The organism is Rhodococcus sp. PD04 (assembly GCF_035918275.1).
Lineage (GTDB): Bacteria > Actinomycetota > Actinomycetes > Mycobacteriales > Mycobacteriaceae > Rhodococcus > Rhodococcus rhodochrous.
Genome location: NZ_CP142143.1, coordinates 5,276,932 through 5,300,353 on the forward strand (window position 1 = coordinate 5,276,932; position 23,422 = coordinate 5,300,353).

At 69.1% G+C, this 23,422-nt stretch carries 17 protein-coding genes; 10 read left to right on the top strand and 7 right to left on the bottom strand.

Annotated elements, in window-relative coordinates; translation table 11 throughout:
- The first annotated feature begins 83 nt into the window (after positions 1-83).
- Positions 84-1,403 (top strand): MFS transporter, encoded by a 1,320-nt coding sequence (locus tag U9J23_RS24310; protein ID WP_059381931.1) that lies wholly within the window; start codon positions 84-86, stop codon positions 1,401-1,403.
- 29 nt (positions 1,404-1,432) lie between these two features.
- On the opposite strand, the gene U9J23_RS24315 is transcribed toward U9J23_RS24310, so the two are convergent.
- From U9J23_RS24315 to U9J23_RS24340, 6 genes are all read right to left on the bottom strand, one after another.
- Positions 1,433-2,494, bottom strand: a complete 1,062-nt coding sequence (locus U9J23_RS24315) for a sulfate/molybdate ABC transporter ATP-binding protein (RefSeq protein WP_059381932.1) — start codon at positions 2,492-2,494, stop codon at positions 1,433-1,435.
- Positions 2,491-3,276, bottom strand: coding sequence for an ABC transporter permease (locus U9J23_RS24320; protein WP_326600840.1), 786 nt, complete (start codon positions 3,274-3,276; stop codon positions 2,491-2,493). Before U9J23_RS24320 ends, U9J23_RS24315 begins: the two co-directional genes overlap by 4 nt.
- Positions 3,273-4,025 (bottom strand): molybdate ABC transporter substrate-binding protein, encoded by a 753-nt coding sequence (modA, locus tag U9J23_RS24325; protein WP_059381934.1) that lies wholly within the window; start codon positions 4,023-4,025, stop codon positions 3,273-3,275. The genes U9J23_RS24320 and modA overlap by 4 nt, the downstream gene beginning before the upstream one ends.
- The gene (locus U9J23_RS24330) at positions 4,022-4,426 is read right to left on the bottom strand and encodes a TOBE domain-containing protein (protein WP_059381935.1); all 405 of its coding nucleotides are present in this window, start codon (positions 4,424-4,426) and stop codon (positions 4,022-4,024) included. The genes modA and U9J23_RS24330 overlap by 4 nt, the downstream gene beginning before the upstream one ends.
- A gap of 64 nt (positions 4,427-4,490) precedes the next feature.
- Complete coding sequence (locus U9J23_RS24335; RefSeq protein ID WP_326600841.1) at positions 4,491-8,552, bottom strand: bifunctional nitrate reductase/sulfite reductase flavoprotein subunit alpha; 4,062 nt, start codon at positions 8,550-8,552, stop codon at positions 4,491-4,493.
- A gap of 141 nt (positions 8,553-8,693) precedes the next feature.
- The gene (locus tag U9J23_RS24340) at positions 8,694-10,148 is read right to left on the bottom strand and encodes a CCA tRNA nucleotidyltransferase (protein WP_059381937.1); all 1,455 of its coding nucleotides are present in this window, start codon (positions 10,146-10,148) and stop codon (positions 8,694-8,696) included.
- 75 nt (positions 10,149-10,223) lie between these two features.
- On the opposite strand from U9J23_RS24340, the gene U9J23_RS24345 reads away from it, so the two are divergent.
- The 5 genes from U9J23_RS24345 (at position 10,224) to U9J23_RS24365 (ending at position 18,607) form a co-directional block, all read left to right on the top strand.
- A complete protein-coding gene (locus U9J23_RS24345) occupies positions 10,224-10,829 on the top strand; it encodes an NUDIX hydrolase (RefSeq protein ID WP_059381938.1) in 606 nt (201 codons plus the stop codon).
- Positions 10,826-13,339, top strand: a complete 2,514-nt coding sequence (locus U9J23_RS24350; protein ID WP_326600842.1) for a DUF6049 family protein — start codon at positions 10,826-10,828, stop codon at positions 13,337-13,339. The genes U9J23_RS24345 and U9J23_RS24350 overlap by 4 nt, the downstream gene beginning before the upstream one ends.
- Complete coding sequence (murJ, locus tag U9J23_RS24355) at positions 13,336-17,154, top strand: murein biosynthesis integral membrane protein MurJ (RefSeq protein WP_326600843.1); 3,819 nt, start codon at positions 13,336-13,338, stop codon at positions 17,152-17,154. Before U9J23_RS24350 ends, murJ begins: the two co-directional genes overlap by 4 nt.
- 139 nt (positions 17,155-17,293) lie before the next feature.
- Positions 17,294-17,842, top strand: coding sequence for an RNA polymerase sigma factor SigM (gene sigM, locus U9J23_RS24360; protein ID WP_059381984.1), 549 nt, complete (start codon positions 17,294-17,296; stop codon positions 17,840-17,842).
- 54 nt (positions 17,843-17,896) lie between these two features.
- Positions 17,897-18,607, top strand: a complete 711-nt coding sequence (locus tag U9J23_RS24365; protein WP_064059884.1) for a hypothetical protein — start codon at positions 17,897-17,899, stop codon at positions 18,605-18,607.
- Between the two features lie 20 nt (positions 18,608-18,627).
- Here U9J23_RS24365 and U9J23_RS24370 read toward each other — a convergent pair whose 3' ends face one another.
- Positions 18,628-19,179, bottom strand: coding sequence for a TetR family transcriptional regulator (locus U9J23_RS24370; RefSeq protein WP_059381941.1), 552 nt, complete (start codon positions 19,177-19,179; stop codon positions 18,628-18,630).
- A 105-nt stretch (positions 19,180-19,284) separates the two neighbouring features.
- Here U9J23_RS24370 and U9J23_RS24375 point away from each other — a divergent pair, with 105 nt between their 5' ends.
- The 4 genes from U9J23_RS24375 (at position 19,285) to U9J23_RS24390 (ending at position 23,340) form a co-directional block, all read left to right on the top strand.
- Positions 19,285-20,484 (top strand): NADH:flavin oxidoreductase, encoded by a 1,200-nt coding sequence (locus tag U9J23_RS24375; RefSeq protein ID WP_326600844.1) that lies wholly within the window; start codon positions 19,285-19,287, stop codon positions 20,482-20,484.
- 200 nt (positions 20,485-20,684) lie between these two features.
- Complete coding sequence (gene trxB, locus U9J23_RS24380) at positions 20,685-21,650, top strand: thioredoxin-disulfide reductase (protein ID WP_059381943.1); 966 nt, start codon at positions 20,685-20,687, stop codon at positions 21,648-21,650.
- A gap of 46 nt (positions 21,651-21,696) precedes the next feature.
- Positions 21,697-22,026: a thioredoxin gene (gene trxA / locus U9J23_RS24385; RefSeq protein ID WP_006550900.1), complete on the top strand. Its 330-nt coding sequence runs from the start codon at positions 21,697-21,699 to the stop codon at positions 22,024-22,026.
- A gap of 135 nt (positions 22,027-22,161) precedes the next feature.
- Positions 22,162-23,340: an N-acetylmuramoyl-L-alanine amidase gene (locus U9J23_RS24390; RefSeq protein ID WP_059381944.1), complete on the top strand. Its 1,179-nt coding sequence runs from the start codon at positions 22,162-22,164 to the stop codon at positions 23,338-23,340.
- Positions 23,341-23,422: the final 82 nt, after the last annotated feature.

Genomic DNA, 23,422 nt, shown 5'->3' on the forward strand with positions numbered 1-23,422 from the left:
CGCCGGCCGTAACGGCCCAGGTCACGGCCGTGGTCGAGCGCCCGACCGGACCCGACCGGTCACAACGGATAGTGTCGGGAGTTGTGCGAGACTCCAGGCAGCAGTCCAGGCAGCGGGCGTGGCGATCGACCGCGACCGCCCTGCGGAACTCGCCGGGTCTCGTACGACTGACCGGGGTGCGGTTCGCGAGCCAGTTCGGCGACGGACTGTTCCAGGCCGCACTCGGCGGGGCGATCCTGTTCAACCCCGAACGTCACACCGACCCCGTGACGATCGCGGCAGGCTTCGCCGTGCTGCTGTTGCCGTACTCGGTGATCGGTCCGTTCGCCGGCGCCCTGCTCGACCGGTGGGACCGGCGTCTCGTCCTCGTGTGGGCCAACCTGCTCCGCGGAGTGTTCATCGCGGCGGCCGCGGCCGTGTTGCTCCTCGGGGGACCGCAGACCCCGCTCATGCTGTTCGCGCTCGCCGCCGTCGGCGTGAGCAGATTCGTCCTGGCGGGCGTCTCGGCCTCGTTCCCGCACGTCGTGGCCCAATCATGGCTCGTCCCGGTCAATTCCGTTATGGCGACGGTCGGTTCCGGTGTCTCGGCGGTCGGGGCCGCCACGGCGGTCGCGACCATCGGATTCGTGGGCGCAGGCGACACCGGCTCCGGCACTGCCGTCCTTCTCGGAGTGAGCGGTTCGCTCGTCGGCGCGATCGCCGCAGCCGGATTCGCCGCGAATGCACTCGGCCCCGAGGGAATACGTCCCCGGGCCGTGGTCCGCACCGTCCTGTCGGGCCTGCGGACCGGCGCGGGAGCCGTCCTCGAAGCGCCGGGCGTGACGATCGCGATGCTCGGAATCGGCGCGCACCGCATCGTGTTCGGCATCGACACGCTCATCATGGTGCTCGTCCTGCGTGCTGCGGGTGACGACTCCGGCGCTCCGGCCGGGGAGAACGACTCCGACCTGCTCGGCGGATTCTCCGGATTCGGTGTCGCGGTCGCCTGCACCGCCGCCGGCATGCTCTTGGCAGCGGTGCTCGCACCGATCCTGATCCCTCGACTGGGCCGGCCGCGCACCGTCACCGTCGGGTTGACCGCCGCCGCGATCGTGCAGTTCGCCTTCGTCACCACCGTGTCGGCCGGGCCGCTGCTCGTCGCGGCCTTCCTGCTCGGTCTCGCCGGTCAGACCATCAAACTCACCGGCGACGCAGCGATGCAGATCGACATCGACGACGCGCGCCGAGGACGGGTCTTCGCGTTGCAGGACACCGTCTTCAACATCGCCTTCCTCGGCGCGATCGTCGTGGCGGCCTTCGTCATCGATCCCGACGGCCGCACGCCCGAACTGGCCGTCGCAGGTGGGGTCGTCTACCTGATCGGGCTCGTCGCCGTGCTCGCCGTGCGCCGCACGCGGCAGTAGCGATCACGCGCGCAGCGCGGCAGTAGCGATCACGCGCGCAGCGCGGCCGGGTGGATTCCCACCTCCGTGGCCTTGACGACGAACCACACGGAGTCGCCCGGATGGACGTCGAGGTCGGCGAGCGCCGCCGTCGTGATCTCCGCGGCGATACCCGTATCCGAGCGCACGAGCACCGTCGACCCCTGCGCCTCGAGTTCCGCGATCCTCACGCGCAGCGCGTTGCGGGGGCTCCCGTGCGGTGCGTCGGTGTAGACGGCGACCGCCGACGGCGCGAAGACGGCGACGGCAGCAGTGCCCGGGACGCAGTCGTCGTGGACCCGACCGTGGACGAGACCGTTCGCGGATTCCAGCGCCTCACCTCGCACGGTTCCGGTGACGAGGTTGGTCCCTGCGATGCGGGCGGCGAAGGCGCTGCGCGGTCGCGTGAGCACACGGCGCACCGGCCCGTCCTCGACGATCCGCCCCGCCTCGATCACGATCACCCGATCGGCGAGGGCGAGCACGTCGAGCGGATCGTGGGTGACGAGCAGCGCGGTGCGTCCACTGTCGCGCAGGACGCGTCGCAGCAACGACCGCAGCACCGGTGTCGCCGTGACGTCGAGGGCGGCCATCGGCTCGTCGAGCAGCAACAGGTGCGGTTCGGCCGCGAGGGCACGCGCGAGCGCGACCCGCTGGGCCTGTCCACCCGACAGTTCGTATGGACGGCGATCGGCGAGTCCTGCGGCATCGACCTCCCGCAGCCATCTCACGGCGCGGACACGGGCCTCACGCCGACCCGCACCCGCACTGCGCGGTGCGAACTCGACATTGCCCGCGACCGTCAGGTGCGGGAAGAGCAGGGCCTGCTGGGCGAGCAGCACCACCGACCGGTCGTGCGGTGCGACGGTGACGCCGGTCGCGGTGTCGGTGAGCACGCGACCGTCGAGTTCCACACGACCCGCATCGGGACGCAACAGGCCGGACACCACACCCAGCAGCGTCGATTTGCCGGCTCCGTTGGGGCCCAGCACCGCGACGATCTCCCCCTGCGCGACCTCGAGATCAATGTCGACGTCGCGTGCGGTGACCCGGGCCCGCACCGTCAGGCTCACAGCGGACGGTCCTCCCGCCGCGAGTACACGGCCACGACGATCACGACGGCCACCAGGATCAGCACGAGCGACAGCGCGACGGCGGCGTCGGGATCGGTCTCCCGCTGCAGGTAGATCTCGAGGGGCAACGTGCGCGTCACACCCTGCAGGCTGCCGGCGAAGGTGAGGGTCGCGCCGAATTCGCCCAGAGCGCGGGCGAAAGCGAGTACCGATCCGGAGACCAGGCCCGGCAGCACGAGGGGCAGGGTGATGCGCCGGAAGACCGTCGTGGGACGTGCCCCGAGTGTCGCCGCGACGTCCTCGTAGCGTGATCCCGCGCTGCGCAGCGCACCTTCGAGACTCGTGACGAGGAAGGGCAGTGCGACGAAGGTCTGTGCGAGCACGACTGCCGTGGTGGTGAAGGCGATGTGGATCCCGAGCGCGTCGAGATGCTCACCGATCAGCCCGCGACGACCGAAGGTGTAGAGCAGGGCGACGCCACCGACGACCGGGGGCAGAACGAGGGGCAGCAGGACGAACCCGCGGACCACCGATATCCACCGGAAGCTGCTGCGCGCCAGTACTACTGCAAGGGGAACACCGAGCAGGATGCACAGGATCATGGCAGCCGCGGAGGTACGCAGGCTCAGGAAGAGCGCGTCGAGGGACGCCGGGGACGTCACGAGTGAAGGGAAGGTCGCCCAGTCGACGGTGAGCAGCATCGCCACCAGGGGCACGACCACGAACAGCAACCCCAGCGTCGCGGGGACGAACAACCACCGGGGCAGTCCCGTCGCGGTCACGGTGCACCGAATCCCGCGTCGGCCAGGACGGTTCGGCCGTCGGTGCCGGTGACGAAGCGCACGAAGGCGTCGGCACGATCGTGATATCGGGAATCCTTCAGTGTCGCAACGGGATAGACGTTGACGATCTCCGCGGCTTCCGGGGCGGGGACGACGGTGACCTTCTCCCCGGCGCCCATTGCATCCGTGACGTAGACCAGACCGGCGTCGGCCTGGCCGGAGGTGACCTTGCCGAGCACGTCGGTCACCGACGACTCCTCGGACACCGGCGCGAGTTCGACACCGGAAGCCTCCTCGAGCCGCTCGGTGGCCGCCCCGCACGGCACCCGGGGTGCGCACACGACCACCGAGAGACCGTCGCCGGTGAGGTCGTCGAGCGAGGTGATGTTCTCCGGATTCCCCGGTTCGGTGACGATCGCGAGCGTGTTGGTTGCGAACGGGATCGGTTCACCGGCAACGAGTCCGGACGCGACGGCGGCGTCCATCGTCCGGGTGTCGGCGGAGGCGAAGACGTCGGCCGGTGCGCCCTGCTCGAGTTGGGTCCCGAGATCGGACGAGCCGGCGAACGAGAATTCCACCGTCACTCCGGGGTTCGCCTCCTCGAATCGTTCGGCGATCTCGGTGAACGGTGCCCGGAGCGAGGCCGCTGCATAGACGGTGAGCACATCCGAACCGCCGCCGGTGCCGCACGACGTCAGTGCCGCAGCGGTGAGAGCGGCAGCGAGCGCGGCGAGCGCCCGGCACCTCATTCGGCCCCTCCGGGTGTCTCGACGATGACGGTGGTCGCCTTGACGACGGCCACACCGATGCTGCCCGGCTCGAGACCGAGCTCGTCCACGGCCTCGGTACTCATGAGCGAGACGATCCGGTGCGGACCGCACTGCATCTCCACCTGCGACATGACGGTGTCGGAGACCACGCGCGTGACCAGCCCGACGAAGCGGTTGCGGGCGGAACTGCCCACCCCGAGCGGATCGGGACCGGCATCGGCCTGAGCGCGGGCGAATTCCGCCAGCTCGCGGCCGTCGACGGTCTTGCGGCCGGCGGAGTCCTTGCCGGCGTGCAGCAGCCCCTGGTCGATCCAGCGACGGACCGTGTCGTCGCTGACCCCCAGCAACGAGGCGGCGTCGCGGATCCGGAGCGATGTCACGCGTGTCTCCGCAGATGCGTCATGAATGACACGTTATATCCGCATGTGCGGACCGACAAGCAGATCAGTAGACGTCGCGGACGTACCGCTTGTCGGCGGCCATCTGCTCGACGTACGCCGCGGCGGCGTCGCGGTCGAGCCGCCCGTGCGCCTGCACCACCTCGCGCAGGGCCGCGTCGACGTCCTTCGCCATACGTCCGGCATCGCCGCACACGTAGAAGTGGGCGCCGTCCTGCAGCCACTTCCACACCTGCGCGCCGTGCTCGCGCATCCGGTCCTGCACGTAGATCTTCTGCCGCTGGTCGCGGGAGAAGGCCAGACCCAGCTCGGTGAGGAAACCGTCGGCGTGCATCGACTCGATCTCGTCGCGGTAGAGATAGTCGGTCTCGGATCGCTGGTCTCCGAAGAACAACCAGTTGCGGCCCGTATGCCCCGCCTCGCGCCGGTCGTGGAGGAAACCGCGGAACGGTGCGATGCCCGTACCGGGGCCGATCATGATCATGTCGGTCTCGGGTGCCGGTGGCCGGAAGTGTTCGTTGCGCTGCACGAAGATCGGGATGTCCACACCCTTGCTGTGGTCGGCGAGGAACGACGAGCACACACCTGCCCGGGAGCGACCCTCGAATTCGTAACGCACCACCGACACCGTCAGCTGCACCTCGCGCGGATTCGTCTTCGGGCTCGACGAGATCGAGTACAGGCGCGGACGCAGACGGCCGAGAAGGTCCTTCCATTCGTCCCAGGGCGCCTTGAACGGGTACTCGGCGATGACGTCCATCGCCTGCCGTCCGTACAGCCACTGCTGCAGCTCGATCTTGTTGCCCGGTCGCAGCAGCTTCGCGAGTTCGGCACTGCCGCTCTGCTTCTGCACGAACCGGAGCAGTTCCGGTGTCACCCGCGTGATATCGAGATGACGGGTCGCGGCCTCCCGCAGCGGCACGGTGGGACGGTCGCCGAGTTCGACGGCGGTCTCCGCATCGAGGGCGGTGACCTGGAGCCATTCGTCGACGGCCTCCGGGCCGTTCGTCGGCATCACCCCGAGGGCGTCGCCGGCCTCGTATTCGAATGCGGGATCGAAGATCTCGAATCCGAACTGGCGCACATCCTTCGCCGAACCCGCGCCGCTGAGTGCGACATTGCGGGTGATCCGCGTGACGAGCGGCGAGTTGCGGGTGTAGGCGGGAGAGGCCGGAGCCGGCGCGACCGGGGCAGCCGGGGTCGTCGAGCCTCCCAGCATCGGTACGAGCGACTCGAGCCAGTTCTGTGCGCGTTCGTCCTCTCCGGGTTCGCAGTCGACACGCTCGGTCAGGCGGGTCGCGCCGAGAGCACTCAGACGGTCGTCGACACGACGTCCGAATCCGCAGAAATCGTCGTAACTCGAGTCGCCGAAGGCCAGGACCGCATACCGTGTTCCGGTCAGTTCGGGTGCACTGTCCGCCTCGAGTCCCCGCCAGAACGACCCGCCGTTGTCGGGCGGGTCGCCGTCGCCGAAGGTGCTCGTGACGACCACGAGGTCGTCGATCCGGGCCAGTGCGGCGACGTCGAGTTCGTTCAGCCCCGTCAGTTTCACGGCTCGCCCGGCGTCGCGGAGTCGTTGCGCGCAACTCGCCGCGAAGGACTCGGCGTTGCCCGTCTGCGACGCCCAGGCCACCACGACGGCCGGTCCGTCCGGCACGGCCTCGGTGGGTGTCGCGCCGGGAACGGGAGCCGAGTGCGCGTACATCCCGGCGAGCAGTCCGTCGACCCATGCCCGCTTGTCGGCCGGGAACGGCGCGGTAGGGGGAAGGGTCGGCGCGGCAGTGATGTCCGCCGTCCTGAGTCCTGCGAGAAGCCCTGCGAGATAACCGCGTTCGGCGTCGTCGAAGGTGGGTGCGGGAATCGTCTCGAGTCCGAGCGCGGACTCGAGACGGTCGAGCACCGAACCGCTCTCGAGTACCGGTTCGACCGCACTCGCGATCTTCTCCACCGACACGGCGCAGACCTTGAATTCGGGTTGCAGCGATGCCGGGTCGACGGCGTCGTTCGTCACGGCGTTGATGGCGAGATCGTCGCCGAAGAGGTCGTTCCAATGGAAGGGGGCGAAGCAGTTCCCGGGCAGCACCCGGTCGGTGACGACGGCCGGCAGCACGGCCCAGCCGCGCCGCGATGCGATCTCCACCCGGTCGCCGTCGACGATCGACAGTCGCTGTGCATCATCGGGGTTGATCTCGACGAACGGCCCGGGATTCAGTTTGGTGAGTTTCTCGACCTTCCCGGTCTTGGTGAGGGTGTGCCACTGGTGCTGCACGCGTCCGGTGTTCAGGACGAAGGGGTGGTCGTCGTCCGGCATCTCCGCGGCGGGCATGTGCGGGCGCGGGAAGAAGCGGGCGCGGCCGTCGGGGGTCGCGAAGGCCAACCGCGGACGGGATCCGTCCTCGCGCACCACCGGGATCCGGCTCGTCCCGTCGTTGAGATAGCGGACGGGGTGCCGGGCCTCGGCCGATTCCGGTGGGCACGGCCACTGCACCGGCCCTTCCCGCAGGCGGTCGTAGGTCATGCCGCGCAGGTCGTATCCGGTCTGCGGGTTCGCGAATCCGGTGATCTCCTCGAAGATCTCCTCGGCACTCGAATAGTCGAACGCGTCGCCGAAACCCATCTCCTGCGCGACCCGCGCGATGATCTTCCAGTCGGGCAGCGACTCGCCGACGGGTGCGACGGCCTGCTGTAGGAGATTGACGGTGCGGTCGGATCCCACGGTGACGTACTCGGACTCGGCCCACAGGGCAGCGGGGAGGAGAACGTCTGCGTACGAAGCCGTTTCGGTTTCACGATAGACGTCCTGCACGATCACGAGCTCGGCCTTCCCGAGCGCCTCGAGAACGGTGGACCGATTCGCGACCGACGCCACGGGATTGGTGCAGATGATCCAGCACGCCTTGATCTCCCCGGCCGCCATCCGCTCGAACATGTCGACGGTGCCGGCGCCGCCCTCGGTGCGCAGCGTGCCGCGCGGCAGCGACCAGCGGTCCTCGACGAACGCACGGTCGTCGTCGGAAAGGACACTGCGCTGACCGGGCAGACCCGGTCCCATGTAGCCCATCTCACGGCCACCCATCGCGTTGGGCTGGCCGGTGAGGGAGAACGGCCCGCTGCCGGTGCGGGAGATCGCCCCGGTCGCGAGGTGCAGGTTGCAGATCGCGTTGGTGTTCCACGTGCCGTGGATGCTCTGGTTCAGACCCATCGTCCAGCAACTCATCCACTCGCCGGCCTCGCCGATCCACTGCGCCGCGGTGCGGATGTCGGCCTCGGCCAGGCCGGTGACCTCGGCGACGACGTGCGGTGGGTAGTCGGCGAGGAAGGACTCCATGGCGTCCCAGCCGTCGGTGTGCTCCTCGACGAAGGCGCGGTCGACGTGCCCGTTCTCGACGATCAGGTGCAGCAGTCCGTTGAGCAGCGCCAGATCGGTGCCCGGCGTGATCTGCAGGAACAGGTCGGCCTTGTCGGCGGTCGCGCTGCGTCGCGGATCGACGACGATCAGTCGCGCTCCCGCCTTGACCCGATCCATCATGCGGAGGAAGAGGATGGGATGGCAGTCGGCCATGTTGGAACCCGACACGAAGAACACGTCGGCACGGTCGAAGTCCTCGTACGAGCCGGGCGGGCCGTCGGATCCGAGCGACTGCTTGTAGCCGGTCGCGGCGCCGGCCATGCACAGTCTCGAATTCGATTCCATGTGCGAGGTGCGCAGGTATCCCTTCGCGAGTTTCGTCGCGAGGTACTGGGCCTCGAGCGACATCTGTCCCGAGACGTAGAGGGCCACCGCGTCGGGGCCGTGGATCGCGACGATGTCGCTCAGGCGCCGCGCGGTCTCGGCGATCGCATCGTCGAGGGGGAGCGGGGCGACATCGGCCGCCCGCTCGGAACGCATCCATGCCGTCCCGAGCCGGCCCCCGGCCGCGAGCATCTCCGCGCTCGTTGCGCCCTTCGTGCACAACCGACCCCTGTTGGTCGGGTGGTCCTTGTCTCCGTATGCCCTCACCACGCGTCGGTCGCCCGTCTCCGGGTCGACGGCGACGTCGAGGAGCATCCCGCATCCCACACCGCAGTAGGAGCAGGTGGATTTCACCGTGGTGATCTCGTCCTGCATCCCGCAACTCCTAGACACCGTCTCGACTACGCCGGTGTCCATGCTGGAGAAGCGGTGTTGCGGTGGCGTCACCCGCGGTGAGCACGCGGTGACATCTGGCTCACGTCGCCGTCACGGCGATGTGAGATCAGACGTTCGGGTCTACGCTTTCTGCTGCTCCGCCCACCATTCGAGCAGCGCGGCCTCGGCCTCCTCGCGGTCGAGCGGGCCGCGGTCGAGCCGCAGTTCCTTGAGGAAGTTCCACGCCTTGCCGACCGTCGGACCTGCGGGGATACCCAGTAGTTCCATGATCGCGTTGCCGTCGAGATCGGGCCGGACCTTGGCGAGATCCTCCTCGGCGGCGATCCGCTCGATCCGCTCCTCGAGACCGTCGTAGGTGGCCTGCAGTGCGGCGGCACGACGCTTGTTGCGGGTCGTGCAGTCGGCGCGCACCAGCTTGTGGAGCCTGGGCAGCAGCGGCCCGGCGTCGTGCACGTAGCGGCGCACGGCCGAATCCGTCCACTGTCCCTTGCCGTAGCCGTGGAAGCGCAGATGCAGGAAGACCAGGCGGCTGACGTCCTCGATCATCTGCTTCGAGTACTTGAGCGCGCGCATGCGCTTGCGCACGAGCTTCGCCCCGACCACCTCGTGGTGGTGGAAGCTGACGCCGCCCTGCGGCTCGTTGCGCTTGGTGTCGGGCTTGCCGATGTCGTGCAGCAGCGCAGCCCACCGCAGGACGAGATCGGGATCGCCGTCCTCGAGGTCGATGGCCTGCTTCAGGACGGTCAGCGAGTGCCAGTACACGTCCTTGTGCTGGTGGTGCTCGTCGATCTCGAGCTTCATCGCGGGGATCTCGGGGATCACCCGCTGCGCGAGACCGGTCTCGACCATCGTGTCGATGCCCTCGATCGGATAGTCGCCGAGGATCAGCTTGTCGAGCTCGGCCTGTACCCGCTCGGCGCTGATCCGCAGGATCTCGTCGGCCATCGAGACGATCGCGGTGTGCACGCGCTCGGTGAGGGCGAAGCCGAGCTGGGAGACGAACCGTGCCGCTCGCAGCATGCGCAGCGGATCGTCGTGGAAGGAGTCCTCGGGCTTCGCCGGGGTGTCGAGCACGCCGGCAAGCAGGGAGTCCATGCCGCCGAGCGGATCGACGAACTCACCCGCACCGTCCGGTCCGATCCGCACGGCCATCGCGTTGACGGTGAAGTCGCGGCGCACGAGATCGTCCTCGAGACTCGTGCCGTACTCCACGATGGGGTGACGCGTGACACGGTCGTAGGCGTCGCTGCGGAAGGTGGTGATCTCGAGTTGCTCGAGTCCCTTCACCGCACTGATCGTCCCGAAGTCGATGCCCGTGTCCCACTGGTGGTCGACGAAACCGCGTAACAGCTCCTGCACGACCTCCGGACGCGCGTCGGTGGTGAAGTCGAGGTCGGTGCCGAGACGACCGAGCACCGCGTCGCGCACGCTGCCCCCGACGAGATACAGCTCGTGTCCGGCTTCGGCGAATCGTGCCCCCAGCGGGGCGAGGATCTCGGACAGATCGCGCAGAGTGGCCTCGGCTCCGGCGAGCAGCCGGGTGCGACGGTCGGTGTCTGCGGTGGGGGAGTTCACGTCTTTGCACCTTACCGAGCAGCGCGTTCGTGTGGTTGAGCCGGGACCGACGTCCCTCCATCTACTATCTATGAGGTGTCGCCCGCCGAACGTGCCAACCGTAACCGCCGCAGCTCGCGGCGGCGTGGCGCGGGCACGAAGAAGACCGCACACGGTGCTTCGCCCGGATCGTCCGCTTCGCCCGGACCTCGGATGCGGACCGTCCGCGAGACCTCCGCAGGAGGTCTGGTGGTCGACGGACTCGGTGGTCCGCCCGAGAAACTCTGCGCAGCCCTGATCGGCCGTACCGACCGGCGGGGCCGCCTGCTGTGGTCGTTGCCGAAGGGTCACATCGAGCAGGGTGAGACCGCCGAGCAGACCGCGATGCGCGAGGTCCGCGAGGAGACCGGCGTGCGCAGTTCGGTGCTCGCCGAGCTGGGCAGCATCGACTACTGGTTCGTCACCGAGGGTCGCCGGGTCCACAAGACCGTGCACCACTACCTGCTGCGTTATCTCGGCGGAGAACTCTCCGACGCGGACGTCGAGGTCACCGAGGTGGCGTGGGTGCCGCTGCGCGAACTGCGGACCCGCCTGGCGTACGCCGACGAACGCAAGCTGGCCGACATCGCCGATCGTCTCATCGCCGAGATGGACCACGAACGACTCCCCGACGTCGACGAACCGGGGGCCCCACGCGGATGACGGTGGTGGTGTCCCGGGCGGGCGCCGCGGTGCTCGCCGTGCTCGTACTCGTCCTCACAACGGCAGGCGTGACGGCTCTTCTGCCGACGACTCTTCTCCCGACGGCCACGGCGAACCCGGCCGCAGCCCAGACCGACCCCGACGAGCCGCGCTTCCTCGAGCTGAGCATCGACGAGGTGACGCCGCAGACGGTGACCCTCACGAGCGAGTCCGTCGTCACGGTGCGCGGCACGGTGGCGAACATCGGCGACCGGGACGTCGAGGACGTCTGGGTGCGGCTGCAGCGCGCACCGGTCGTCTCCGATTCCGCGGCGCTGCGCACCTCGCTGTCCCTCGACCAGGCCGGCTTCGACACCGTCGGTGAGTTCGAGGAGGTCGCCGACCGGCTGGGGCAGGGTGAGCGCGCCGATTTCGAACTCGAACTGCCGCTGCGCTCCGAACTCGTGCCGTCGCTCGACATCGACACCCCCGGCGTCTACCCGCTGCTGGTGAACGTCAACGGTGTCCCCGAGTACGGCGGCGCGGCGCGGCTCGACGACGCACGCTTCCTGCTGCCCGTTCTCGCGCTTCCTGCAAGTGACGAGGTCACGGAGGACGCAGAGACCACCGGGAACGACACAGGGGAGACCCGGACGGGCAACGGCGGGTCGCGGGGCACGACCCGCTCCTCCGACGACGGCCTGCTCGACAGCGACGAGAAGGCGTTCCCCGCCGTACCGCCCGACGTGTCCCGTCCCGCCGCGGTCACGATGCTGTGGCCGCTGGCCGACCGGCCGAGGCTCGCGGCCGGCGTGGCCGGTTCCGGCACCGAACCGGTACGCCTGATCGACGACGACCTCGCGACCTCGCTCGCCGAGGGCGGAAGGCTGGACGGTCTGCTGCGCGCCGTCGAGGACACCGCCCGCACCGAACCCCGCGTCCTCGAGGGACTGTGCCTGGCGATCGACCCGGATCTGCTCGTCACCGTCGCGAACATGACACGCGACTATCTCGTGGTCGAGGATCCGGACGAACCGACCGGCGACGCGCGGCCGGGGTCGGGCACGGATGCCGCGGCCGCCTGGCTCGAGCGGTTGCGTGCCCTCGCGGCGACGACCTGCACGATGGCCGTGCCGTTCGCGCAGGTCGACCTCACCGCCCTCGCCGACCTCGCCGACTCGTCCCTGACCGACTCCGCGCTCGAATCACCGGCGGCGATCGTCGACTCCGTCCTCGGCGTCACTTCCACCCCGGGCGTGATGTGGCCCGATTCCGGCGTGCTCACCGAGAAGACCGGATCGATGCTCGCCGCCGACGGCCCGGTGACCGCTCTGCTGTCCGACAACGCCGTCGAGGGTGGACGCACCCTGCTCGCGGGCACGTCGTCGACGCCGTCCACCGCGCCGGGAGGCAACGGCTTCCGGATCTCCGGTGTCTCCGGCCTCACCGCCGTCCTGTTCGACTCGTCCGCGTCCGCGGCACTGGCCGGGATGGGTACCGACCCGCAGACGCCGTCCTTCGCCCCCTCCTCCGCGCGTTACGACCTCTCCCGAGACTCCTCGACAGCCCGCCTGCAGGACGCTCTCGGCGCGCTGGCCTGGCCGGCCATGGTGCCGACGGTCAGCGAGGTCACCGGCGCGGCGCTGCCGGCGGCGGGCCGATCGGTGCTGTTCGCACCGCCGCAGAACTGGTCGGCATCGCCCGACGACGCCGCCTCCGTGCTGTCGATGCTCTCCACGCTCGTCCGCTCGGGCCTGACCACGCCTCGACCGCTCGGCGCGCTCGTCGACGCGGCCGCGAACACCGCGAACGATCCGACCGCTTCGCTGCTGGTCTATCCCGAACAGGCGATCACCGACGGTGCCTCCGCCGCGGTCGTGTCCGAGGCCGAGGAGCAGATCGGCCGCCTCGACGCGATCCAGACGGCGCTGGTCGAGGACCCGCAGGCCCAGCTCACCCCGCGTCAGTTCACCGCCCCGCTGCGCGAGGACCTGCTGCGCGCGATGAGCCTGTCCGGTCGTCGTGGCGCCGACGCCGACCGTGCCTACGCGACCGGTGAGCACCGCGCCGCCGAGGTGCGGGAGGCCGTCGACGACATCTACGACGCCGTGACGGTCATCTCGACCGGCGGTGTCTACACCCTGACGTCCGAACAGAGTCCGCTGCTGCTCACCGCGCGCAACGACCTGCCCGTGGGCATCACCGTGCGACTGCAGGTGGACGCGCCCGACACGGTGGACATCACCGACATCGGGCCCACCCAGCTCCCGCCGCGCGGCAGCCGCACCCTCACGGTGCCGGCACAGATCAGCGACTCGCGGAACCTCCGGCTGGAGTTCGCCCTCACCACCGAGTCCGGCCTGCCTCTCGGCAGCTCGACGACGGTGACGGTACGTTCCAATGCGTACGGCCAGATCCTCGCCGTCGTCACGGGATGTGCGGGAGCACTCCTGCTGTTCCTGGCGGGCAGACGACTTCTGCACCGGTTCCGTGGAGAGCCGGATCCAGCCGACGAAGGGTACGAGAAATGACCGGGAACTCCACACGGGACGACGTGGAGACGCACCCGCACCCGGGACCGTCGGACTCTCCCACCACCTCACCGGACATCACGGGCGTCGCATCCGGTCGCAGGAAGCCGCAGAGCCTGCTCGCGGCGACCGGCTCCATCGCCGTCGCGACCCTGGTCAGCCGTATCACCGGCTTCCTCAAGCAGCTGCTCATCCTGACCCTGCTCGGGGCGAGCGTCGCGTCGTCGTTCACCGTCGCGCACCAGATCCCCAACATGATCTCCGAGCTGGTGCTCGGCGCCGTCCTGACCTCGATCGTCGTGCCCGTGCTGGTGCGGGCCGAACGGGAGGACCCCGACGGCGGTGAGGCCTTCGTCCGGCGACTGTTCACCGCAGCGCTGGTGCTGCTCGGCACGGCGACCGTTCTCGCGGTGGCCGCGGCCCCGGTCCTCACCACCCACGTCTTCCTCGACGAGTCCGGCAAGGTCTCGACGTCGCTGACCACGGCGCTGTCGTACCTGCTCCTGCCCGCGATCATGTTCTACGGGTTGTCGGGCCTGTTCACGGGCATCCTCAACACCCGGCAGGTGTTCAAGCCTGGCGCCTGGGCCCCGGTGTGCAACAACCTCGTGGTGCTCTCCGTCCTGGTGATCTACTACCTGATGCCGGGCGAGATCACCCTCGATCCGGTGCGGATGAGCGATCCGAAACTGCTCGTCCTCGGCATCGGCGTGCTGCTCGGCGTCGTCACGCAGGCGATGTGCCTGGTACCCGCGCTGCGCCGCGAGGGCATCAACCTCCGGCCGCTGTGGGGTCTCGACGACCGGCTCCGGCAGTTCGGTGGCATGGCCGCCGCGATCGTGCTCTACGTGCTGATCAGCCAGGCCGGCATGGTCTTCGCCACGCGCGTGTCGTCGGGGGCCGACGAGGCCGGACCGGCGATCTACAACAACGCGTGGCTGCTGCTGCAGCTGCCCTACGGCGTCCTCGGTGTCACCGTGCTCACCGCGATCATGCCGCGCCTGAGCCGCAACGCCGCCGCGGACGACACCCCGGCCGTCGTCGACGACCTGTCCGTCGCGACCCGCCTGACCATGATCTCGCTCATCCCGATCGTCACCTTCCTGACGATCGCGGGGTCGCAGGTCGGCGCCGCGCTGTACGGCTACGGTAACTTCGGCAGCAGCAACGCCGAACGCCTCGGTCAGGCGGTGAGCTGGTCGGCGTTCACGCTCATCCCGTACGCCCTGGTGCTCATCCACCTGCGCGTGTTCTACGCCCGGGAACAGGCCTGGACCCCCACCTGGATCATCCTCGGCATCACCGCCGTCAAGATCGGCCTGTCCGCGCTGGCCCCCGTCGTCGCGGCGGACGACGAGCAGGTGGTGCTGCTCCTCGGCGCGGCCACCGGCATCGCGTTCACCGTCGGAGCGTTCATCGGCGGCTATCTGCTGCACCGCACGCTCGGCAACCTGCAGATGGCGAACGTCGGACGCACCGTCTGGCACGTCGTGCTCGCGTCGCTCGCCGGGGCGGTCGTCGTGCTGGTCACCGATCGTCTCCTGCAGCTCGACGTGCTCGCCGACCGTTTCGGGGGCATCGGCTCGCTCGTGCGGGTCGGGCTCAACGGTGTGCTGATGGTGCTCGTCGCGCTGGTCGGGATGTACCTGCTCAAGGTGCCCGAGATCCTCGCGATCGAAGCGGCCGTGCGACGGAAGGTCGCGGCGCTGCGCGGCACCGCCCCGGTCGAGGAGGCCCCCGCCGAGCCCGAGACCGGAACCACCTCCGACGAGGCACCGGTTCCCGCCCCCGTCCCGCGTCCGCGTTACGCCGAATCGGACGCCGAGAAGACCGTCATCCTGCCGCGTATCGACTACGGCGAGTACGGCGTCGGACCTTATGACGCCATCACAGAGGTCATGCCCGCCATCAGGGACGTGCCCGGTCGCAGCAATGCGCACGGACAACTCCCGTACCCTGATCAGCAGCAGGTACGGTCCGGGAGCCGTCGACCACGGTTCTTCGCGGCCCCCAGCGGCGACCCGCGTCTGCACACCGGAAGTGGACGAGTCGACAACGAAGGAGTGAGGGTGAGCGACGACCACGCTGCCGGCAAGTCCACCATCGATGCCGCCGCACGGCAGAAGTCCGCCGACAAGGACGGCAAGCGCCCGCCGCGCGATCCGAACCTCGACACGGGTGTCATCCCGGTCGGATCCCCGCAGCTGCCGCCGGTGCGCGTCGCGGGTCCGGCCTCCCAGCCGCGCCGTCCGATGCGCGGCCCCGATCTCATTGCCGGTGCCTCGGTCGCCGGTGGTCGTTACCGTCTGCTCGCACCGCACGGCGGCGCACGTGGCCTGCGTTTCTGGCAGGCGCTCGACGTCAAGCTCGATCGCGAGGTCGCGCTGACCTTCGTCGACGCGGAGCAGCGCGCGGCCGACGGCACCGGCCCCGACTCGCCGCAGGCCGTGCTCTCGCGCACCCTGCGCCTCGGTCGCATCAACTCGCCCGGTCTCGCCCGCGTCCTCGACGTGGTGCGCGGCAGCTCGGGCGGCATCGTCGTCTCGGAGTGGACCCCCGGCCGGTCGCTGAAGGAGATGTCGACCACCGAGCCGTCGCCGATCGGTGCGGCACGCGCGATCCGCGCACTCGCGGCTGCGGCCGAGGCGTCGCATCGAGCGGGCAGTGCCCTGTCGATCGACCACCCGGACCGCATCCGCATCAGCGTGGCGGGCGACGCCGTGCTGGCCTTCCCCGCGACGTTCTCCGACTCCGACGCGATGTCCGACGTGCGCGGTCTCGGTGCGAGCCTGTACGGACTCATCACCGGACGCTGGCCGCTGGGCGAGCCGCCGGTTCCGGCTGGCGCTCCCGTCGCGCACCACAGCGGTGCCACCGTCGGCGGGATGCCGGAACCCGACCGCAAGGACGGTGTGCCGGTGGAGCCGCGCGTCCTGCGTCCCGACGTGCCGTTCGAGATCTCGGCGGTCGCGGTTCGTGCCCTGTCCGCGGACGGCGGCATCCGGACCGCCGCGACCGTGCAGCACATCCTCGATCAGGCGTCGGTCGTCGACCAGAAGACCGAGATGATCCCGGCACTGCGGATCGGGCAGCGCGCTGCCGCCGCGGAGTCGCACGCTCTCGCCGATCCCGAAGCGCTGGAACAGAAGAAGAAGCATTCGCAGCGGATGCTCGTCGCCCTGGCCGCGCTCGGTGCCACGACGGTGCTGCTGCTCGCGCTCATCGGATGGTGGATCGCGAACCTGCTCGCCGGTGATGCCGACGACGCTCCGCTGACGAGCCAGGAGTTCGGTCTGACCCCCACCGCCGAGGCGCCGGCCGAGGACGGGGCGGGCGACGAGCAGGGCGCGGCCGCGCCGCCGCGACCCGCGGCGAGCGCTCCGGTCTCCGCGACCTCCGTCTCGGTGTTCTCACCTCAGGGCACACCCGATTCGCCCGCCACCGCGTCGCAGGCGATCGACGGTGATCCGTCCACGTCGTGGAGCACCGATGCCTATTTCGATCCGTTCCCCTCGCTGAAGAACGGTGTCGGACTTCTGTTCACGCTCGCCGACGCGTCGGAACTGTCCGCGGTAAAGGTCACCACCGACACACCGGGCACGGTCGTCGAGGTGCGCAGCGCACCGTCCGAGTCGACGTCGCTCGATCAGACGCAGGTGATCGGTTCGGGCACACTGGCTTCCGGTGAGACCACGATCCCGGTCGAGACGGACGGCCAGACCTCGCACGTGCTGGTGTGGATCACCGATCTGAGCTCGAGCGGCGGAAGCAACAAGAGTTCCATCTCCGAAGTGGAATTCGAAGCCGCACGCTGACCGCCGACAGCCGGGCGGAATCGTCCGGATCGGCTACCATCCGCGCGTGCGAATTTTCGGGGGGATCGCAAAAATCGCCGTGCCCGACGAGGGTGTCGACGACGGCGGGAGTGTGTCGGACGGGGTGGCGTCCGATGGAGTGTCGGATGCCGAGTTGCTCGCAGCACACGTCGCAGGCGATCGGTATGCCTTCTCCGCCTTGCTGGCCCGACATCAGGACCATCTGTGGCAGGTCGCGCGGCGGACCAGTTACTCGAACGAGGACGCCGCGGATGCGTTGCAGGAGGCATTGCTCTCGGCGCACCGGAGGGCCTCGGGTTTCCGGGAGGACGCCGCGGTCCGAAGCTGGCTGCACTCGATCGTCGTCAATGCGTGCCTCGATCGTATCCGCCGCAACCGTGTCCGCGTGACCGTCCCACTGTTCGAGGACGATTCGCACGACCTGCGTACCCCGCGCGATCCCATCCGCGACACCGAGATCGCACTCGACATCGAATCCGCCCTGTTCGCACTGCCACCCGAACAGCGGGCGGCCGTCGTCGCGGTCGATGTGGAAGGTTTCTCCGTCCGGGAGGCGGCGCGCCGGCTCGGTGTTCCGGAGGGAACGGTGAAGAGCCGCTGTGCTCGCGCGCGGAGTCGGCTCGCACTTCTTCTCGACGACCTTCGTTCCGAGGGGAACCGATCGTGATCCTCCTCCGTCTTACTCTGGTGAGGGATGCCGAGCCGCGGAGGAGAGTCGCGCATGAACGAGGACGAGGTGCGTCCGTCGAGCTCCGCCGAGGTGCGTCCGCCGTACTCTGCGGAGTTGCTCGCCGATCTGCATGCCGGGGTGCTCGACGAGGAGTTCGCAGCCCGGTTGTGGCCGCGTGTGCGCCGCGATCCCGAGGCCGTCGCGTATCTGGCACGGCTCGATGCGACGCGGGCGCGGTTGTCGGCCCTGCGCGACGCTCCACCGACGGAGTCGATTCCGCCCGAGATCGTCGCGCACATCGGTACCGCGCTCGCGGAGGACCGGTCCGGCGTCCGGTCCGTGCCGTCCCGGAACGCACGGCGTCGCGGTTGGGCTGTGGCCGGTGCCGCGGTCGCGGCCGCAGTGGCGGTGATGCTCGTGGTGGTCGTGCGCGGAACGGCTTTCGGTAGCGACGACCCGACCGGCGTTCCCGTCGCGGCAGCGGAAGACGAGGCCCTGTTCGAACCCTCCACCCTGCGGGCGATGATCGGTGATACCGACCCCGGTCTTCTGGGTGGTGCCGATCGTCTCCGGGATTGCTTGGACGCGAACGGTTTCGAGGGGCGGTCACCGATCGGCTCCCGCGCGGTGCGATTCGCCGGCGACGATGCCGTCCTCGTCCTGATGAGCGGGCCGGATGCGCCGGCGCTCACCGCACTGGTGGTCGGAACCGACTGCGATGCAGACGATCCCGCGACACTGGCCCGCAAGGCGATCGGCTGACCCGCCGCTCGGTTTCGGCGCTACGCCACGGTCGACAACAGTTCCAGGATCCGCGCGCGCAGCGCGGGTGTGTCGTCCTCAGCGGCGATGAGACCGGCGAACAGCGCCGACCCCGCTGCCATCACGAGCACCGCCTTGGCGTCGGTCTCGACGTCCGAACCGTCGCCGTCGGCGAACAGAGCGGTGCTGGGGCCGCTGAACGTGCGCCAGAGCGTGTTGCGGAGGTCCTCGTGGTCCCGCAGGGCAGCGAGGAGCCCCGGGAGCGCAGCGCGGACCTCCGGCCGGGAGAACAGCTCGATGCTCCCGGTGACCACCCATTCGATCCAGCCCTTGCGATCGATGCCGTCGTAGGGCGTCAGATCGGGCGCGGACCCGAGCAGCGCGTCGAGCACCAGGTGGGCCTTGGTGGGCCACCGACGCGTGAGTGCGGCGCGGCCGACGCCGGCGCGGGCGGCGACGGCCCGCAGGCTCAACCCGTCCCATCCGTGGGTGCGGAGCATCTCGCGGGTGGCGGTGAGGACGTCGTTGTCTATTCGGGGGTCGCGGGGACGCCCCGGAGCAGTGCCGGGCATGGGCTCCGTGTTGTCGGGACCGAATGGGAATCGATCTGGCGCGGAGTGTGACGAGCGTTATAGTCGAAACGCAATTACGGTACCACTGGCATCGAAAGTAGGGGCATGTCTTCGCCGCGACCCACCGTGTTCGAGCCGGCCCGACTCGGGCCGCTCACCCTCCGCAACCGCATCGTCAAGGCGGCGACCTTCGAAGGCGTCATGCCCCGGGGCGCAGTCAGCGACGAACTCGTCGAATTCCACGCCGAGGTCGCCCGCGGCGGCACCGCCCTCACGACCGTCGCATACTGCTCGGTCTCCCACGACGGCCGCGTCCACCGCGACACCCTCGTGCTCGACGCCGACTCCGTCCCCGGCCTGACCCGGCTCACCGATGCCGTGCACACCGCCGGCGGTCTGGCGTCCGCGCAGATCGGCCACGCCGGACTCGTCGCCAACCAGATCTCCAACAAGATGAAGACGCTCGCGCCGTCCACACGCATCAGCGCCCCCGCCATGGGGCTCGTCCGCGGCGCGACACTCGAGCAGCTCGATCGGGTGGTCGAGGACTACGCACGCGCCGCGCGCCTGGCCGTCGAGGCCGGATTCGACGCCATCGAGGTCCACCTCGGCCACAACTATCTGCTCAGTTCCTTCATGAGCCCGAATCTCAACAAGCGCTCCGACAAGTACGGCGGCAGCATCGCCAACCGCACCGCCTTCCCGCGTCGCGTGCTCGAGGCCGTCCGCACGGCAGTGGGGGAGGGGGTGGCCGTCATCGCGAAGTTCAACATGACCGACGGCGTGCCCCAGGGTCTGTGGCTCGACGAGTCGCTGCCCATGGCCAAGCTCATCGAATCCGACGGCACCATCGACGCCATGCAGCTCACCGGCGGCAGCTCGCTGCTGAACGGGATGTACTTCTTCCGCGGCGACGTCCCGATGAAGGAGTTCCAGGAGTCGCAGCCGAAGGTCGTCGGCTGGGGACTGAAGGTCTACGGGCCGAAGATCTTCCCGAAGCTGCCGTTCGAGGAGGCATTCTTCCTGCCCATGGCCCGCCAGTTCCGGGAGGAACTGAAGATCCCGCTGATCCTCCTCGGCGGCATCAACCGGCTCGACACCATCGAGACGGCGCTCGACGAAGGCTTCGAGTTCGTCGCTATGGGACGCGCGCTGTTGCGTGATCCGTATCTCGTCCGCAAGTTCGAGGAGAAGACCGCTCGAGAAGGTCTGTGCATCCACTGCAACAAGTGCATGCCGACCATCTACACGGGCACGCGTTGTGTGATCCGCGAGACGCTGCGGGACGTGCCCGACGCGGTCTGAGACCGTCCCGGTTCGCATCGGGGGCGGGCCGGTCGGGGGACCGACCGGTCCGTACAGGGCGTCTGTGGCGGGACGCACGGCGGGAGGGGAACAACACCGTTTACCCTGGTGTTGACAGTATCTGTAGGCTGCCGTCCGGTTTCGGCCGGACCGCCCGCAGTCCTCGCGCCCCCGATCACCCAACCGGAAGGCTCCGCCGCATGACGACCTCGCCCACGATTCACGACCTCATCATCGTCGGTTCGGGACCGGCCGGATACACCGCCGCCATCTACGCGGCCCGCGCTGAACTCGCCCCGCTCGTCTTCGAGGGAACGCAGTTCGGTGGCGAGCTCATGACCACCACCGAGGTCGAGAACTTCCCGGGCTTCAAGGACGGGATCATGGGCCCCGAACTCATGGACCAGATGCGCGAGCAGGCACTGCGTTTCGGCGCCGATCTGCGCACCGAGGACGTCGACGAGATGGACCTCACGGGCGCGGTCAAGACGGTCGTCGCCAACGGCGAGACCTACCGCAGCCATGCCGTCATCCTCGCCATGGGCGCCGAGCCGCGTTACCTCGGTGTGCCCGGTGAGTCGCAGCTGCTCGGCCGCGGCGTCTCCGCCTGCGCGACCTGCGACGGCTTCTTCTTCCGCGACCAGGACATCGCCGTCGTCGGCGGCGGCGACTCCGCGATGGAGGAAGCGACCTTCCTGACGCGCTTCGCCCGCAGTGTCACCCTCATCCACCGCCGCGAGGAGTTCCGCGCGTCGAAGATCATGCTCGAGCGCGCCCGCGCCAACGAGAAGATCCGCTTCGTCACCAACGCGAAGGTCGCCGAGGTGCAGGGCGAGAACAGCGTCACCAACCTCGTCCTCGAGGACACCGTCACCGGCGAGCGCAGCGACCTGCCCGTCACCGGTCTGTTCGTCGCCGTCGGCCACGACCCGCGCAGCTCGCTCGTCAAGGGTCAGGTCGACCTCGACGACGAGGGCTATGTGAAGGTCTCGGCGCCGTCCACCGCGACCTCCGTGCCGGGTGTCTTCGCCGCGGGCGACCTCGTCGACCACACCTACCGCCAGGCGATCACCGCCGCCGGCACCGGATGCTCGGCGTCCATCGACGCGGAGCGGTGGCTCGTCGCGAACCGTGAGGTCGAGGCGCCCACGCTCGCCGAGGCCTGATCCCACCAGCCGTTCCACATTCCATCCCGAGATTCAGGAGACACCCGTGGCCGACAAGAACACCGTCACCATCACCGACTCGTCGTTCGTCGAGGACGTACTGCAGTCCGAGAAGCCCGTCCTCGTCGACTTCTGGGCCACCTGGTGCGGTCCGTGCAAGATGGTCGCTCCGGTTCTCGAGGAGATCGCGGCCGAGCACGGCGACAAGCTGACCGTCGCCAAGCTCGACATCGACGCCAATCCGTCGGCCGCACGTGACTACCAGGTCATGTCGATTCCCACGATGATCCTCTTCTCCGGTGGCAAGCCGACGAAGACGATCGTGGGGGCCAAGGGCAAGGCGGCGTTGCTTCGGGATCTCGCGGACGTCCTGTAGTACCGTCCCAGGATCAACCTCTCGGATGTGCCCGTGAGCCCGTCTTCACGGGCACATCCTTCATCCAACCCCCGTTCGATGCTGCCCAGCCCTCACGCCGGGCACCGATCCGGTCAGCACGGAAAGGCCCGATACATGCGCCCTCTTCGTCACGGCGACCACGGTCCGGCGGTCGCCGAGATCCGGAGCACCTTGGCCGGCCTGGGCTTCCTGCACAACGAGCCCGAGGAGTCGGGCGACTGGATGGGATCGGACGTCGCATTCGATCGTGAACTCGACGGAGCAGTGCGCGCGTTCCAGCAGCAGCGCGGTCTTCTCGTCGACGGGATCGTGGGACCCGCGACCTACCGTTCCCTGAAGGAAGCGTCGTACAAGCTCGGTGCGCGCACCCTGATGTATCAGCTCTCCGCTCCGCTCTACGGCGACGACGTCGCGGCCCTGCAGACCCGCCTGCAGGATCTCGGCTTCTACGTCGACCGCGTGGACGGCTACTTCGGTCCGAAGACCCACGAGGGTCTGTGCTCCTTCCAGCGCGAGATCGGACTCGCCTCCGACGGCATCTGCGGTGCCGAGACACTGCGCTCGCTCGAACTGCTCGGCACGCGCGTGTCGGGTGGGTCGCCCCACGCGATCTCCGAGGAGGAGATCGTGCGCCGCTCCGGTCCTCAGCTCAGCGGCAAGCGCATCGTCATCGACCCGGGTCTCGGTGGCAACACCCACGGCATCATCGTGCCGAGCCCCCACGGCCCGATCTCCGAGGCCGACATCCTGTGGGATCTCGCGCGCCGGCTCGAAGGCCGGATGGCGGCGACGGGCATGGAGACCTTCCTGTCGCGGCCGTACCACGTGAATCCGACCGACGTGGAACGCGCGGGCACGTCCAACGCGTTCGGCGCCGACCTCATGATCTCGCTGCGGTGCGACGCGAGCCGCAGCCCCGCCGCGAACGGCATCGCGAGCTTCCACTACGGCAACTCGCACGGTTCCGAATCGATGATCGGCCAGGTGCTGTCCGTTTACATCCAGCGCGAGATCGTCGCCCGCACGACCCTGCAGGACTGCCGCAGCCACGGCCGCACCTGGGATCTGCTGCGTCTGACGAACATGCCGACGGTGCAGATCGATCTCGGTTACCTCACCAACGAGCACGACGCCGCGCTGCTCGCCGATCCGCGCAGCCGCGACACCATCGCCGAGGCGATCCTCATTGCAGTGAAGCGGCTGTACCTGCTCGGCCAGGACGACCAGCCGACCGGCACGTACACCTTCGCCGAGTTGCTCGCCGAGGAACTGTCCATCTCCGACAGCCACTAGCCGGCCCCGTACGCAAGAAGAGGACCGCCCCCGCAGAGTCTGCGGGGGCGGTCCTTTTTCGTCGGTGTCGGTGGACGTATCG